Origin of the sequence: Flavobacterium sp. RSP15 (assembly GCF_003968755.1) — a bacterium.
In the GTDB taxonomy this organism is placed as follows: Bacteria; Bacteroidota; Bacteroidia; order Flavobacteriales; family Flavobacteriaceae; genus Flavobacterium.
Genome location: NZ_RYDL01000002.1, coordinates 101,902 through 117,256 on the forward strand (window position 1 = coordinate 101,902; position 15,355 = coordinate 117,256).

The following is a 15,355-nucleotide window of genomic DNA, read 5'->3' on the forward strand; positions in this document are numbered from 1 at the left end:
GTTAATGGTTATCTATTTTTATAATGTACATTTGATTGCGCTATTAAAACGGCTGCACTTTTCTCCGCCGTGATGTCCCTTTGCGATTCACCCATCATTTCATACCCTACCATAAATTTCTTTACGGTTGCAGACCGCAATAACGGTGGATAAAAATGCATGTGAAAATGCCATTCCGGATGCAATTCTCCGTCTGTTGGCGACTGATGAATTCCGGATGAATATGGAAAAGATGTTTCAAAAAGGTTATCGTATCTGGTTGTCAAATGTTTTAAAATAATTGCAAAATCCGTCACTTCGGTTTCCGTGAAATCAGTTATTTTAGTCACATTTCGTTTGCTGACAATCATAGTTTCATAGGGCCAAATCGCCCAAAAAGGAACTAATGCCACGAAATGATCATTCTCAACAACAATGCGTTCGTCCAGTTTCATTTCTTCTTGTAAGTAATCCTGAAAAAGAGTTCTGTTGTGTTTATCAAAATACGATTTTAGATTTTTTTGCGTTTTTTCCACTTCGGTTGGCAAAGATGATTGCGCCCAAATTTGTCCGTGCGGATGCGGATTGCTGCACCCCATCGCACTTCCTTTATTTTCAAAAATCTGAACGTGATTGATGTAGTCCACAGCACCTAATTCCGTATATTCTTGTTGCCAGGTATGAATGATATTTTCAATTGCTTTAACTGGCATTTCAGGCAATGTCAAATTATGTTTTGGCGAAAAGCACACCACACGAGAAATTCCTCTTTCGGGTATCGCTTTAAAAAAAGTATCTTTCTTGTTTTCTTCAAAAGCAATTTCGTCTTGCTTTAAAGCCGCAAAATCATTTTCAAAAACAAAAGAATTTTTATAATCCGGATTTACCATTCCATTCGCTCGAACATTCCCAGGACATAAGTAACACGTTGGGTCATATTCTGGAAGTTCATCGGAGTGAACGGTTTCGTTTTGACCCTGCCAAGGACGTTTCGAACGATGGGGAGAAACCAAAACCCATTCGTTAATTAACGGATTAAAGCGTCTGTGCGGATCTTCGTTGATATCAAATTTTTTCATTCTAATTTTTGTTGTAAAGTGATGTTCCGTTTCCGATTTTAACATCATAAATTTTTAATTCTATTCCAAAAGTATCAAAATAGAGCGCTGATAGTTGCTGTTTGATTCGTTCTTCATGCCCTTTTTTGATCAAGTTGATGGTGCAACCTCCAAAACCACCGCCCATTAATCGGGAACCCACTACGGCTTCTTCCTTTTTAAGCGTATTCACAATCATGTCCAATTCAGCACAACTAACTTCATAATCAACCGACAATCCTTCGTGCGTTTCGAACATTAATTTACCTAAAACTTCAATCTTTCCATGATCTAATGCTTCACAAGCCTGAATTACTCGTTTGATTTCTTTTACAACAAAAAGACACCTTTTAAAAACATTGGCACTCATTACATGTTGCAATCCTAAAACATGTTGTTCGTTACAATCTCTAAAACTAGTTATCTCAGGAAAATTACTTTTTATAATCGCAATCCCTTCTTCACATTGCTGTCTTCTTTCATTATAAGCCGATGTCATTAAGGAATGTTTTACATTCGAATCGAATAAAACCAAAGAATAATCAATAAAATCAGCATTGTGATATTCATATTCTAAGGTCTTACAATCAATTTTTATGACTTTGTTTTCTTTTCCCATGACACTCGAAAACTGATCCATAATTCCGCAATTAATCCCTACCCAATGCTCGGCACTTTGACCCATTAAGGCAATATCAACCGGTTTTATTTTCAAATCAAAAAGTTCGTTGATTCCAAATAAAAACCCACATTCTAGTGCCGCCGAAGAGGACAATCCAGAACCTACCGGAATGTTACTGCTGAAAACACAGTTGAATCCATCAAATTTAAAACCTTTAATTTTCAGTTGATGAATAACACCTCGGATGTAATTCGTCCAAACACTTTCACTCAAATTCATATCGGTTGAAAGATCTACTTCAAAGGAATCGTCAAGGTCAATCGCAATAATCTTTGACGTATCAGATTTATTTTTTTCGAAAGCAAAACAGATAATTTTGTCAATTGCTGCAGGCAAAACAAAACCATCGTTGTAATCAATGTGCTCTCCTATAATATTGATTCTGCCCGGGGAAAGAACAATTTTTTCAGGCTCTGATCCAAAAGTCTGCTGAAAAAAATCAATTGTTTTGTGTACTAAAATGTCATTCATGATTTAAAAATTATCCATTTCCTTTTTTTAGGAACTCGCTGTTGTTATTTTTTTAAATATTCAGTAAAACTATATGAATTTTGGTTTGTTTCGTAGCGTACAAGGTCAATTTACCGCTCTTTAGTCCTGCTCCATGTACTTCTGGTTGTATAGCATTGTACGCTTGTCAATTAACCATTTACAGTGAATGTAAGTTAAAATATTCTTTACATGATTAATGACTTAAATGAATTCTGAGTTTTCACTTGATTTAATTCAAATTAAAGACTTATATGACTTATAAGTAAGTCGAAAGTTTAAACGTCATAAAGTCAAAAAGAGCAATATTGTGAATAGTAGTTTAAAATCAATCTGTTGCGTCGTTTTGTCTAATTTTAAAACACGACATTAAACAATGGTTGTTACTTATGTTGCAAAAAAAATTAATAAAATGCTGTTTTTTTCCTAGGATTAAGCGGCATTTCTTTTCTTTAACTAATCAAAACTAATCCTTAAACGCATCTAAAGCCATTGATGGTTTTCCGTCAGACTGCCAAGCACTCAGGGAATAACCGCTCCAACTTTTTTCTCCTTGTGGTTCCCAATAAATTACGCCAAGTCCTTTGTTATTTGGTATCGCTTCGACTGCTTTGATTGTTGCTGCTAACATTTCGTACGTATTTTGCACTTTGTCATATTCGCCACCAACTTCTACAACCATCACTTCTTTGTTGTATCTGGCAACCATATCGTTTAGATTATACGCTAAATCCCCAATAGTTTCTGTGTAATCTTTCTTGATCCAAAAAGGGTAATAGGACAATCCAATCACATCGTACTTTGCATTATTAGCAGTCGCATTATCAAAAAACCAGCGGAATTTTTCATTGTTATTTCCTTCGTCAAGATGAACAATTACTTTGATTTTAGGATCAATGGCTTTTGTTGCTTCATAGCCTTTATTGAGTAATTGTGCGAGTTGGCTCCAATTTTTAGTGCTGCCTTCCGGCCACATCATACCGCCTGGAATTTCATTGCCTACTTGAACCCATTCCGGAGTAACTCCTGCTGATTTCAAGGCACTCAAAACATCAAAAGTATGATCATACACATCCGTCATTAACTCCTGAAAAGTATGGTTTTCCCATGCTTTGGGTTTAAATTGTTTGGCAGGATCTGCCCACGAATCGCTATAATGAAAATTGATCATGATGCGCATTCCCATTTTTTGCGCACGCAAAGCCATGACAACGGTTTCTTCCTTGCTGCAATGCCCACTGGCTTTATCGTCATTTGGATTGACCCAAACACGAAGCCGAATGGTATTCATTCCTCTGTCCTTTAGGAGTTGTAAACAATCTTTTTCAATACCATCAGTATCATAAAATTTATATCCAGTACCTTCCATCTGCGGCAACCATCCCACATCTGCTCCTTTTGCAAAAGCAGAAACCGTTGGAGCTGGCGTATGATCCACATTCATTTGAGAATTACAAGACGTAAAAAACAGAAACGACAGTAACAACGACAATATAGTTTTACTATTTTTCATTTTAAAAAGATTGGAATTTATAACTTGTTTTATGATAATATATTTCACCTTTTTTTAGAATAGCATTCGGGAAATGTTCGTGATTGGGCGCATCCGGGAAATTTTGCGCTTCAAAACAAATACCGCTCAAAGCATGGTAATCTGCGTTATCTTTCCCTTTTATTGTATTAAAACAATTACCACCAACATAGATATGAACCGCGGGCTGATTGGTGTAAACAGACATTTTCAAATTATTTTTTTTATTAAAAAGGGAAGCAGCAAATTCATTTTTCTTTTCTAATATAAAAGTGGCATCAATTTTTGAGGGACACTTTTTAGGTTTATTAAAATCGAAAGGTTTATTATCTAAATCCAAAAACCTACCAGTTGGACTATTTTGATCAGTAGTCTCTACCATTTTTTGAGCGTTAACGATTAACTCTTGTTTTAAAATATCAGAATCGTGACCATCGAGATTAAAATAACTGTGATGGGTTAAATTCACAACTGTATCTTCGGTTGAAATGGCTTTATACTCTATAATTAATTCATTGTCTTCCGATACCATATAGGTAATTTCTACTGATAAGCCTCCTGGATAATTTTCTTCCCCATCAGGACTGAAATACGCTAAAGTTATTGATGGATTCTTCCCTTCTTTCACGTTTTTTACCCGCCAAATTTTTTGACTAAATCCAATATTTCCTCCATGTAACGAATTATGGTTATTGTTTTTATTTAAATGAAAAGCTTTACCGTTCAAACTAAAAAAGCCATTATTAATTCTGCCGGCATAACGTCCAACAGTCGCTCCAAAGTAAGGCGCACTTTTCAGATCAAATGATTTAATATAGGCCTCCAAAGTATCAAAACCCAATACCACATCTACCAATGCACCGTTTTTCAGTGGCATTTTCAACCAAGTAATAGTTGCACCGTAATTGGTAACTTTAAGTTGCATGCCATTTTTGTTTATAAGTTCACAAACCGACACCTCTTGTCCATCTGGCATCAAACCAAATAATTTCATTACAGAATTAGCTTTAAAATGTGATATGTGTTTTATTTTCATTATTTATTTATGAAATATTAAAACCAAAAGTAAAATAATTACTGTTACTTACATACCAGTACCTACCAGTTTTTGTATATTGCCAAGAAATTCCGTTTTATATGAAAATAATTTCCATTCAAAACAATCTTGGAGTTCCTAAATACAAACAAATTATCATTACCGTTGAGAAGGGAATTGAAGAAGGAAAATTAGTAAAAGGAGATAAACTCCCCTCAATAAATAAAGTGTGCTTAGAGTTTTCATTGTCTCGAGATACGGTTCTTCTAGCCTACGACGAATTAAAAAAAAGAGGTATTATTTATGCCATTCCGGGCAAAGGCTATTATATAAAAAGTGTTGAAGTCACTATAAAACAACGGATTTTTTTACTTTTTGACGAATTGAATATTTTCAAAGAAGACCTGTATAATTCGTTTCTGGAAAACATTGGTACAAATGTTCAGGTAGACATTTTCTTTCATCATTTTAATGCTCCTGTTTTCCAGAAACTAATTAATGACAGTAATGGTAATTACACCAAATACATCATCATGCCGACCAATTTAACCCAGGCCGCCACCGTGATAAAAACCCTACCAGTTAATGATGTATACATATTAGACCAGACCAATCCAGAACTAAAATCCTTTCCTGCCGTGTATCAAAATTTCGTAAAAGACATTTATGACGGCTTACTGAAAGGGAAATCCAGATTGAACAAATACAAAAAACTGATTATGATTTTCCCGGGATTTCGTGAACCGCTGGGCATGAAAATAGGTTTTGAAAATTTCTGCAGCGACTTTGCTTTCGATTATGAAATCATCACTGAATTTAAGAATCGCGAAATTAATAAAGGCGAAGTGTACATCATCCCGAGTGACCGGGATTTAGTCAGCGTTATAGAAAAAGCAAAAATGCAAAACCTACAATTGGGCAGTGATTACGGCATTATATCATACAACGAAACCCCGCTTAAAAAGGTAGTTGAAAACGGCATCACTACAATTTCAACGAACTTTGAAGTCATGGGAAAGGTATTGGCACAGATGATTTTAAAAGGCAAAAAAGAACAAATCGAGAATAAGAGTGCTTTGAATGTCAGGAATTCATTGTAATGAACTAAACTCTATAAACTCCTTTGAGATAATATGTTAAAAAAACAAAAAAGTAACCACAAAAGTAAATACATTTGTTGGATGATAAAAGTCCGCCAAACACAAATAATAAAAATAGGTAATTCTCACGGGATTAGAATTCCTGAAGACTTCCTAAATGCATTGGGCACCAAAGAAGTTGTCATACAACACTTTGATTATTATTTCCATAAAAACAACCATACCACCACGAAGCGAATGGAAGCATTCTCGCTAAAATGAAGATAGAACCCGAAACAACAACAAAACAGGACTTACCAACCACAACAAGTAAATTTGATGTCTATATTTAATATTTGAAATATCACTAAAAGTGGGTATTGTGACAATGATTTTAAATTGGTTTATTCGTAATATTAAAAAAAAATGAAAATGAAAAAAATATTATTATTTTTAGCTGTTGCTTTAATGTTTTCTTGTGGAAAAGTAATGAAGAACAAATGCTCTATGACTATAAGTCTAAATCTATAAAACAATTATTTAGCACAAGTTTAGAAGAGTTAGATTTTGAAATAAATTCAATTGAGAAAATTGGTGGAGTTAAGTCCTCCGATAGCATTAAAATTTTAAAAGATAAGCTTGTTCTAGCTTGGCTTGGAAAAGATGCTGTTTTGACAGAAAAAGACACATTAACTTTTAATTACGTGATAAAAGAACTTAATAAATTAACTAATACTTATCAAGAAATAATACTAGGTAATATTAGGAACGATGAGGAGTATAAAAACTATGAATATAAAGAAAAGCGAAATGAAAACATTAAAATTTCAGTATACGCCGGAGCTTGGAAAAGTAAATTTGATTTATATTCCAAAAATCCAGACTCTATAATAAGCACTAAATATAAGGTAAGTTATTCTTTAACAAATCCTTTACTAAAAATAAAACAAACACATGATGAAATCTATTTTACAAACGCAGATCAAACAAAGTTTATTTTCGATGAAAAAGTTGAAGTAGAAAAATAAAACCCACACTAATATACGAAAGTCTTTATTATTATTATAACCGTTCAGAGATGAGTGATTTTTTTATTAAATATCACTAAAAGTGGGTATTGCTGAAATGATTATAAAAGGGTTTATTAGCAGGAATATTTATTTAAAAAAAAGAATGAAAAAAATTATTTTAGTATTCGCATTAGCATTATCAACAATAGCATTTGCGCAAACAACATTGGTTGATAATCAAGTAAATTTTGAACAAGTTAAGGCTTTAAAAGAAAAGGCTGAAGCAAAAGTATTAACTAAGGATGGAATTTCACAATATACTGCTTTAAATAGTGCAGTAATAAAAATTGGTGATAAATTCCGTATAAACAGACCTGAAGGTGGAGCTAAAACATTTGTTTCCATACAAAACAAGCCAACCGTAATGGATATGCTAGGGAATAGCGGATTTAATTCAACTGTTAATACCTCAATGAGTAATACCGAAATAACAATTAAAACGTTATTTATAGCTGGAACAAGAAAATTAGGATTTAAAACAATGGCTGAATTAGCAACATGTGGTACTTGCAATAATTTAATTGTTGATATTGAATTAGCTATAGAAACAAAAGAAATTAGAACAAATGGAATGACTAAAGAAGAAGCTATCGCAAAATTAAAGGAAACAAAAGATTTATTTGATTTAGGAATAGTTAAACAAGAAGATTTTGATAAACTAAAAGCTGAACTTACACCAATAATAATTAAATAAAGACTGTGTTTTTTGATAAACCATAAGGAACATCTTTTTAACAGATTACGAATGCGTTTAAATTAAAAAAGTTACAAAGGAGATAAATTGAAACAGGAATGTTTTAAAAGAATAAAACAAGAAAGGCGAACCATAACGGAACGCCTTATTGGAATATCACGAAAGTTAATTTAAAAAAATAAAAAAATTAATAATCAGAATGACATTTTTAATTTAAATGACTTATTGTGTGTAGATTAGATTTCTAAAACCAAACCAAAAATATTATGGAAATAAACATACCTAAACAGTCAGTCAATCAATTAAAAAAATCATTGGATAATTTTAAACTTACTGATGCAATTGAATTGAGTACAAATGAAGCACAAACACGTAAGTTTTTAATTGAACCTTTTTTTGAAATGTTGAACTATGTTTCAAATGATTTAATTCCTGAATACAATGCTGATTTTGGGGAACGAATAAGTCAAAAAATTGATTATGCTATCATATTAAACAAAAAAGATACTATACTAATTGAAGCTAAAAAGCAAAATAGTAAATTAACAGATAAGGAAGCTGGACAATTAAACGGATATTTTAATAATACTAAAAATTCTAAAATTGCAGTTTTAACAAATGGTATTGAATATAGATTTTATTCTGACGTTTTAGATCCTAACGTAATTGATGGTAAACCTTTTTTTATTTTTAATTTGAGTAAGTATGTAGATAAAGATTTAGACACACTTATAAAATTTGACAAAAGATATATTTTAGTAAAAGAGATTATTCAAACTGCACAGGAATCTGTTTTTGTTGAAGATTTTGAAAGTGCATTGTTTAAGGAATTAACAGCACCAACAAAAGACTTATTAAAAATAATACATAGGAATATGAATTTTAAAACTAAGTTTAATGAGGATACACAAGTTAAAATGATAAGCTTAATTAATTCTTCATTGTTAAAATCGTTGTATGATAAAAAAGTTATTGCTGAAACAAATTCAAACTCTTTAGGTGTAGTAACTACTGAATTAGAAATTCAAGCATACCACACAATAAGAACTTTGTTAATTCAAGACAAAAAAATTCCTAATGAAAGATTAGGTTACAAAGATTTCAAAAGCTTTCTCAATATTGGTATTGACGACAATTCTAAAAAAGTTATCTGTAAATTAGTTTTCAGTGATTCAAAAATGAAAATGATTATTGAAAACAATGAATATACTTTAGAACACATTGACGATGTTTTAAAGCACAAAAAGGAATTGATTAATAGAACACTTGCTTTAGTTGAATAATTAAAGATTTAGTAAAAGAGTTAAAAGGCGAACCATTACGGAACGCCTTTTTTTTTGTTCAATAGCCAGATCGCCCGGATACATCTCTCTTTGATCGTGCGGAATTGAATTCCGTACCCGCAATCAATAGCAAACAAAGCAAAACTACACAGGAATTCGTTGTGACATAAAACCAAAAAAACCGCTTCTTTCGAAGCGGTTTTTGTACCCGGAGCCGGAGTCGAACCGGCACGGTTTCCCACAGGTGTTTGAGACCAGCGCGTCTACCAATTCCGCCATCCGGGCTTAGCTAGACATGAAATAACAACAGTTATTTCAACGCAATAAAAGAGGTGGTTGTGTTTAAATCAACCATCAATTCCTTTAACACGGTGCAAATGTAAAAAATAATATTAAATGTTCAACTAAAAATACTTAATTTTTTCCTTTCAGAGTTGAATAAATTTTATAAATTTGCACCTCGTTAAAAACACAACACACAACTAACTACACCCGAGGCAAATACAAACATACGGCTTTATACAAATGACAAAGCCAACAGTATGGAGTGCAACGGAATAAAAACAATAAATTAAATGTCACACCTAGAACCAGAAGCTAAAATTTTTGCGTGTTCACAAAGTGTCTATCTAGCTGAAAAAATAGCAGAGCAATACGGAATTCCTTTAGGGAAAATCACCATGTCAAAATACAGCGACGGTGAATTTCAGCCTTCTTATGAAGAGTCTATCAGAGGATTACGGGTTTTTATCGTTTGTTCTACTTTTCCTACGGCAGATAATTTGATGGAAATGTTACTGATGATTGATGCTGCAAAACGGGCTTCGGCGCGACACATAACAGCAGTGATTCCTTACTTTGGTTGGGCTAGACAAGATAGAAAAGACAAGCCAAGAGTTCCAATAGGAGCTAAACTAGTAGCTAATTTACTTGATGCAGCAGGCGCAACAAGAGTAATGACCATGGATTTGCACGCAGATCAAATTCAAGGATTCTTTGAAAAACCAGTAGACCATCTTTTTGCATCGACAATATTCATGCCGTATGTTAAAAGTTTAGGTTTAGACAATCTGACTATCGCTTCTCCAGATATGGGTGGTTCTAAAAGAGCGTACGCCTACTCTAAATTCTTAGAATCGGATGTGGTGATTTGTTACAAACAAAGAAAAGAAGCCAATATTATTGACACCATGGAATTGATTGGTGAAGTTAAAGGTAAAAATGTAATCTTAGTAGATGACATGATTGATACTGGAGGCACTTTGGCGAAAGCCGCAGATTTAATGATCGAAAAAGGAGCGCTGAGCGTACGAGCAATTTGTACCCACGCGATTTTATCCGGGGATGCTTACGAAAAAATAGAGAATTCTAAATTATTAGAATTAATTGTCACCGATTCTATTCCGTTAAAGAAAGAATCAAAAAAAATAAGAGTGTTGAGTTGTGCGCCTCTTTTTGCTGAAGTTATGCACATGGTGCACCACAACAATTCCATAAGTGGAAAATTTATAATGTAATACATTAGTCGTAAAGTCCAATGTCTTAAAGTTATAAAGTCATGCTGATAGCCAAAAGCTAAAAGCCAAACAAGTAATATTATTTAATAACTATATTTTTTTTACAATGAAATCGATTACAATTAAAGGATCAGAAAGAGAAAGCGTGGGTAAAGTTGCGACTAAAGCCCTACGTAATGCTGGATTGGTTCCTTGCGTATTATACGGAGGAAATCAGGCAGTTCATTTCTCAGCAGAAGTTATGGCTTTCAAAAACTTGGTTTACACCCCAAATGCTCACACAGTTGAGATCAATCTAGGTGAAGGAAAATCATTTAACGCTATTTTACAAGACATTCAGGTTCACCCGGTGTCTGACAAGATCTTACACATTGACTTCTTTCAATTATTTGATGACAAAGAAATCACTATGGAAGTTCCTGTAAAAATCATTGGTAACTCTAAAGGAGTTATGGCCGGTGGAGATTTACGTTTGAACACTCGTAAACTAAAAGTAAAAGCTTTACCAAAAAATCTTCCTGATTTTATTGAAGCTGACATTACTGCCTTAGACATGGGTAACAAATTGTACGTTACTAAAGTAGCTTCTCCAGACTACAAAATCATGCACCCGGACAACACTGTAATCTGTCAAGTGAAAATCTCTCGTGCCGCTATGAAAGCAGCTCAAGAGGCAGCAAAAGCAGCAAAAGCTCCCGTAAAAGGAAAGAAAAAATAATATTTTTTCAATCATTCAAGAAAGCATCAGTTCAACAACTGGTGCTTTTTTTTGCTTTTTATTTTTTCATTTAGAGCAACGAAAAACCTCATTATCCTATTTTAAATTATAAGGAGCACCACTACCCATTTTCACAACAACGCTCCTCCTGCTGTCCGTTGTATCCACGCCAAAAAGCGTGGGATGCCACTCCCATCAGGGCTATCCAGAACTATTTTGTTCCCAATACCGATTTTCTAAAAATCTAATAGTACACTATTCTAATTAAGTCTATTTTTGCAATATGATAAAATGGATTTCAAATTTATTCTCACCTACAAAAACTGAGAATAATACAGATTGTAGGAAATCAGAGCCTCTCGAACACCAAAAAAATAATATAGAAAACGTGAGTAATAAATTTTTAATAGTAGGACTCGGCAATATTGGCGCCGAATATGTTAACACTCGCCACAACATTGGTTTTAAAATCGTGGATTTCCTCGCCCGGAAAGAAAGTGTTACTTTCGAAACCGTAAAACTGGGTACACTGGCCAAATACAAATTCAAAGGAAGAACTTTTGTGCTACTCAAACCCAACACCTACATGAATTTGAGCGGGAAAGCCGTGCAGTACTGGATGGAAAAAGAGAACATTCCACTTGAAAATATTCTGGTGATTACTGACGATTTGAATCTATCTTTTGGAGCCATTCGCATCCGACAAAAAGGAAGCGATGGCGGACACAACGGACTCAAAAACATCAATCTGGTATTGAATACGCAAAATTACGCCCGATTCCGTTTTGGGATCAGTGACGAATTCAAAAAAGGAAAACAAGTTGACTATGTCCTTGGCGACTGGGATGATACTGAAAAAATAGCGCTTCCGGAACGACTGGAATTAGCCTCCGAAATCATAAAATCCTTTGGAACTGCAGGACTGGAAATCACCATGACCACATTTAACGGGAAATAAAAAAAAGGGAATATACTTGTAGTATATGCCTGCGTGTTTTTTTTAATTTGTATTAGATAAAAATAATAATTAATTTTAGAGCAAATTTTTAATACGCACTAAAAATCAATGCATTAAATTACCAGTTTCTAAACACCCCCTAACATGAAAAAAATTATTTTTTTTATTGCATTATGCTTTTTTTTTTTAATAAATCCTGCGTTTGCACAAGTAAATAACAACCCTTCAAAAACACTTCTTTTTGGCAAAAATAAAATCATTCCGGAAGGTTCTGTAATTCGATGTGCCACGACAGAATATGAAGAATACCTAAAATCCAAAAATCCAAATAGAATATCTACTGCTGAATTTGAACAATGGATAACACCAAAGATTGAACTCGAAAAAAATAAAAAAAAGAATGCTGCACAAGGATTCAAAACAAATGCATTAATTACCATACCGGTTGTCGTTCACGTGATTCATAATGGTGACCTTTTAGGCAGTGATGAAAACATTTTTGATCAACAAGTAATTTCTCAAATTCAAGTACTCAACGAAGATTTCAGAAAAAAATCAGGTACTCCTGGCTTCAACACCAATTCTGTAGGAGCTGATGTAGAAATAGAATTCGCATTGGCTAAACGAGATCCATCGGGCATTTTATCAAACGGGATAAACCATGTAAACTTAGGGCGAGAAAGCTGGTCTACTGACGATATTGATGGCTCTGTAAAACCACAAACACAATGGAATCCTGAAAAATACTTTAATATTTGGGTAGTCAAATTTAACAGAACCGATCTTTTGGGATATGCACAATTTCCTAGTACGTCAGGACTTACTGGAATTAATACAAATGGAGGCTTCGCTAACACTGACGGTGTTGTGATTGGTTATTCTGTTTTTGGCTCCTCCAGTTATTTTACCGGAGGAAACTACTCTACTCCTTATGACAAAGGGAGAACAACCTCCCATGAGGTAGGACACTGGCTTGGGCTGCGCCACATCTGGGGTGACGGAGGCTGTGACGTTGACGATTTTTGTCAAGATACGCCTAATGCAGGACAAGAAAACACGGGCTGCCCATCAAATATTGATTCCTGTCCCGCATCCCCAGGCTTAGATATGGTTGAAAATTACATGGACTATACGGATGACGCCTGTATGAACATCTTTACAGCAGATCAAAAAGCACGAATGATTACTGTTATGAACAATTCCGTAAGACGGGCTTCGTTGAAAACTTCGGACGCACTTACTCCGGGAGTACTGTTTGCCAATGATGCCTCAACAATGGTTATAAACTTAAACATTGCTCCTTGCAGCACTAGTTTTATTCCTGTTATTAGAATTGTGAATAAAGGTAGCGCGACATTAACTCAAGCATCAATCCGTTATGGAATTGATAATAACAATCTGCAAACCTATAATTGGACTGGAAGCCTGGCAAATAACGAAGCCCAAAATATCACTTTAAATAGTTTAACCACTACTGGAGGCAATCATAATTTCAGCAGTACAATAACCAGTACCAACAGGACAACGGATCAAAACAGCGCCAACAACAACGATACTATAAATTTTGACATTACAAAAAATTACGCCAACAATACAGTAGTTTTCTCCTTACAACAAGACTATTATGGTTCAGAAACCACCTGGAATCTTACAAATTCAGCCGGAACCGTATTATACAAAGGAGGGCCTTATACAGATCTTCCAGAATCCGGGCCGCTTCCAAATCCAATCAATATAAGCTTCGATCTCACAGGCAATGATTGTTACACTTTTACTATATTTGATACTGAAAATGATGGTATCTGTTGTGATTTCGGAAATGGCTCTTACACTATATCAACCCCTACGAATGAAATTATTGCTTCCGGAGGAGCCTTTAGGGAAACCGAATCTAAAAGTTTTAGAATTGGATCATTATCTACAGTCGATATAGAAAAATTAAATTCGGTTTACCTCTACCCAAATCCCACCTCTAACATACTGAACGTAGTTAGTGAGAACAAACTCAATACTCCGGAGGTTTACACTATTATCAATACTTTAGGTCAGATCCTAAAATCAAAAAAAATAGAATCAGCGGAGGATCTTCAGATAAACGTCTCCCATTTATCGCAAGGTATTTATTTTTTAAAATTATCGAAAAATCAATCTGAAACGACAACTATACCGTTTATTAAAAACTAAACTAAAGTCTATAATACATTAAAAAAGGATTGAACTTTTTAATCCTTTTTTAATTATATCAATTGGATACCTTAAATTTGCATCATTATAAAACACTTGCTTTGAAGATTTTTCATTCTATAAACGATTTCGCTTCCCCCAAAAAAACAATTCTAACGTTGGGTACCTTTGATGGTGTCCATATTGGTCACAAAAAAATCCTGAATAAACTAATCCAAAATACGGAAAACGAGAATTACGAAAGTCTGGTACTTACTTTTTTTCCCCATCCCCGAATGGTTTTGCAGGAACATTCTGATCTAAAATTACTCAACACCATCGCTGAGAAAATTGATTTGTTGGGAAAAATTGGTATCGAAAACCTTGTCATCCATCCTTTTGACGAAACTTTTTCAAGATTGACTGCCGAAGAATTTGTAAGTACTATTCTCGTAGATCGTTTTCACATCCACAAGATAATAATAGGTCACGACCATCGATTTGGACGAAATCGAACAGCTGATATTGACGATCTTATCGCCTTTGGAAAAGAGTATAATTTTGAAGTAGAACAAATATCCGTTCAGGAAATCAATGCCATTTCCGTGAGTTCCACGAAAATCAGAAAGGCCTTATTAGAAGGCAATATGGCTTTGGCCAATGAATATTTAGGCTATGATTATTCGCTCAAGGGGAAAATTATTCAAGGAAAACAGTTGGGAAGGACTATCGGTTTTCCTACGGCTAACTTAAAAATTGAAGAAAACTACAAACTGATTCCACAAAATGGAGTGTATATTGTCCAAAGTAGCATCAATCAAAAAACGGTTTTCGGGATGATGAACATTGGGTTCAATCCTACTGTTGACGGACAAAATCAGTCGATCGAAATTCATTATTTTGATTTCGATGCTGATTTATACAATCAAGATATTAGTGTCTCTATCCTTCAAAGAATTCGTTCCGAACAAAAATTTGAATCAGTTGACATACTAAAAGGACAACTTGAAAAAGATAAAAAAACAGCACTTGCCTATTGGAATAAATATTGATTTTTTC

At 34.0% G+C, this 15,355-nt stretch carries 15 protein-coding genes and 1 tRNA gene; 10 read left to right on the forward strand and 6 right to left on the reverse strand.

Annotated features, from left to right (window positions below):
* Positions 1–8: 8 nt before the first annotated feature.
* From EKM00_RS02820 to EKM00_RS02835, 4 genes are all read right to left on the reverse strand, one after another.
* A complete protein-coding gene (locus EKM00_RS02820) occupies positions 9–1,058 on the reverse strand; it encodes a UDP-glucose--hexose-1-phosphate uridylyltransferase (protein ID WP_126515164.1) in 1,050 nt (349 codons plus the stop codon).
* Between the two features lies 1 nt (position 1,059).
* Positions 1,060–2,229, reverse strand: coding sequence for a galactokinase (gene galK / locus EKM00_RS02825; protein ID WP_126515165.1), 1,170 nt, complete (start codon positions 2,227–2,229; stop codon positions 1,060–1,062).
* Between the two features lie 484 nt (positions 2,230–2,713).
* The gene (locus tag EKM00_RS02830) at positions 2,714–3,760 is read right to left on the reverse strand and encodes a glycoside hydrolase family 53 protein (RefSeq protein WP_126515166.1); all 1,047 of its coding nucleotides are present in this window, start codon (positions 3,758–3,760) and stop codon (positions 2,714–2,716) included.
* 1 nt (position 3,761) lies between these two features.
* Complete coding sequence (locus EKM00_RS02835) at positions 3,762–4,814, reverse strand: aldose epimerase family protein (RefSeq protein WP_199734588.1); 1,053 nt, start codon at positions 4,812–4,814, stop codon at positions 3,762–3,764.
* A gap of 101 nt (positions 4,815–4,915) precedes the next feature.
* Between EKM00_RS02835 and EKM00_RS02840 the strand changes: the two genes are divergently transcribed.
* From EKM00_RS02840 to EKM00_RS02860, 5 genes are all read left to right on the forward strand, one after another.
* On the forward strand, positions 4,916–5,914 hold the full coding sequence (locus EKM00_RS02840; RefSeq protein WP_126515167.1) for a GntR family transcriptional regulator: 999 nt from the start codon (positions 4,916–4,918) through the stop codon (positions 5,912–5,914).
* Between the two features lie 81 nt (positions 5,915–5,995).
* On the forward strand, positions 5,996–6,175 hold the full coding sequence (locus tag EKM00_RS02845; protein ID WP_126515168.1) for an AbrB/MazE/SpoVT family DNA-binding domain-containing protein: 180 nt from the start codon (positions 5,996–5,998) through the stop codon (positions 6,173–6,175).
* 194 nt (positions 6,176–6,369) lie between these two features.
* On the forward strand, positions 6,370–6,921 hold the full coding sequence (locus EKM00_RS02850; protein ID WP_126515169.1) for a hypothetical protein: 552 nt from the start codon (positions 6,370–6,372) through the stop codon (positions 6,919–6,921).
* Between the two features lie 145 nt (positions 6,922–7,066).
* Entirely contained in the window at positions 7,067–7,657 is a 591-nt protein-coding gene (locus EKM00_RS02855; protein ID WP_126515170.1) for a hypothetical protein, read from the forward strand.
* Positions 7,658–7,923: 266 nt separating this feature from the next.
* Positions 7,924–8,940 (forward strand): type I restriction enzyme HsdR N-terminal domain-containing protein, encoded by a 1,017-nt coding sequence (locus EKM00_RS02860; RefSeq protein WP_126452007.1) that lies wholly within the window; start codon positions 7,924–7,926, stop codon positions 8,938–8,940.
* A gap of 35 nt (positions 8,941–8,975) precedes the next feature.
* On the opposite strand, the gene EKM00_RS02865 is transcribed toward EKM00_RS02860, so the two are convergent.
* Both EKM00_RS02865 and EKM00_RS02870 read right to left on the reverse strand, forming a co-directional pair.
* Positions 8,976–9,182 (reverse strand): hypothetical protein, encoded by a 207-nt coding sequence (locus EKM00_RS02865; RefSeq protein WP_126515171.1) that lies wholly within the window; start codon positions 9,180–9,182, stop codon positions 8,976–8,978.
* Positions 9,146–9,225, reverse strand: a tRNA-Leu gene (locus tag EKM00_RS02870). The genes EKM00_RS02865 and EKM00_RS02870 overlap by 37 nt, the downstream gene beginning before the upstream one ends.
* A 290-nt stretch (positions 9,226–9,515) precedes the next feature.
* On the opposite strand from EKM00_RS02870, the gene EKM00_RS02875 reads away from it, so the two are divergent.
* The 5 genes from EKM00_RS02875 (at position 9,516) to EKM00_RS02895 (ending at position 15,348) form a co-directional block, all read left to right on the forward strand.
* Positions 9,516–10,457: a ribose-phosphate pyrophosphokinase gene (locus EKM00_RS02875; protein ID WP_126515172.1), complete on the forward strand. Its 942-nt coding sequence runs from the start codon at positions 9,516–9,518 to the stop codon at positions 10,455–10,457.
* A gap of 106 nt (positions 10,458–10,563) precedes the next feature.
* A complete protein-coding gene (locus tag EKM00_RS02880) occupies positions 10,564–11,175 on the forward strand; it encodes a 50S ribosomal protein L25/general stress protein Ctc (RefSeq protein WP_126452005.1) in 612 nt (203 codons plus the stop codon).
* A gap of 283 nt (positions 11,176–11,458) precedes the next feature.
* The gene (gene pth, locus EKM00_RS02885) at positions 11,459–12,133 is read left to right on the forward strand and encodes an aminoacyl-tRNA hydrolase (RefSeq protein WP_126515173.1); all 675 of its coding nucleotides are present in this window, start codon (positions 11,459–11,461) and stop codon (positions 12,131–12,133) included.
* Positions 12,134–12,277: 144 nt separating this feature from the next.
* Positions 12,278–14,317: a T9SS type A sorting domain-containing protein gene (locus EKM00_RS02890; RefSeq protein WP_126515174.1), complete on the forward strand. Its 2,040-nt coding sequence runs from the start codon at positions 12,278–12,280 to the stop codon at positions 14,315–14,317.
* Positions 14,318–14,418: 101 nt separating this feature from the next.
* On the forward strand, positions 14,419–15,348 hold the full coding sequence (locus EKM00_RS02895; protein ID WP_126515390.1) for a bifunctional riboflavin kinase/FAD synthetase: 930 nt from the start codon (positions 14,419–14,421) through the stop codon (positions 15,346–15,348).
* Positions 15,349–15,355: the final 7 nt, after the last annotated feature.

Excerpts from the sequence above, each read along its gene's own strand:
- EKM00_RS02875 (WP_126515172.1), top strand. The coding sequence starts at position 9,516 with ATGTCACACCTAGAACCAGAAGCTAAAATTTTTGCGTGTTCACAAAGT.
- galK (WP_126515165.1), bottom strand. The coding sequence starts at position 2,229 with ATGAATGACATTTTAGTACACAAAACAATTGATTTTTTTCAGCAGACT.
- EKM00_RS02845 (WP_126515168.1), top strand. The coding sequence starts at position 5,996 with ATGATAAAAGTCCGCCAAACACAAATAATAAAAATAGGTAATTCTCAC.
- EKM00_RS02860 (WP_126452007.1), top strand. The coding sequence starts at position 7,924 with ATGGAAATAAACATACCTAAACAGTCAGTCAATCAATTAAAAAAATCA.
- EKM00_RS02840 (WP_126515167.1), top strand. The coding sequence starts at position 4,916 with ATGAAAATAATTTCCATTCAAAACAATCTTGGAGTTCCTAAATACAAA.
- EKM00_RS02835 (WP_199734588.1), bottom strand. The coding sequence starts at position 4,814 with ATGAAAATAAAACACATATCACATTTTAAAGCTAATTCTGTAATGAAA.
- EKM00_RS02890 (WP_126515174.1), top strand. The coding sequence starts at position 12,278 with ATGAAAAAAATTATTTTTTTTATTGCATTATGCTTTTTTTTTTTAATA.
- EKM00_RS02855 (WP_126515170.1), top strand. The coding sequence starts at position 7,067 with ATGAAAAAAATTATTTTAGTATTCGCATTAGCATTATCAACAATAGCA.
- EKM00_RS02830 (WP_126515166.1), bottom strand. The coding sequence starts at position 3,760 with ATGAAAAATAGTAAAACTATATTGTCGTTGTTACTGTCGTTTCTGTTT.
- EKM00_RS02820 (WP_126515164.1), bottom strand. The coding sequence starts at position 1,058 with ATGAAAAAATTTGATATCAACGAAGATCCGCACAGACGCTTTAATCCG.
- pth (WP_126515173.1), top strand. The coding sequence starts at position 11,459 with ATGATAAAATGGATTTCAAATTTATTCTCACCTACAAAAACTGAGAAT.
- EKM00_RS02880 (WP_126452005.1), top strand. The coding sequence starts at position 10,564 with ATGAAATCGATTACAATTAAAGGATCAGAAAGAGAAAGCGTGGGTAAA.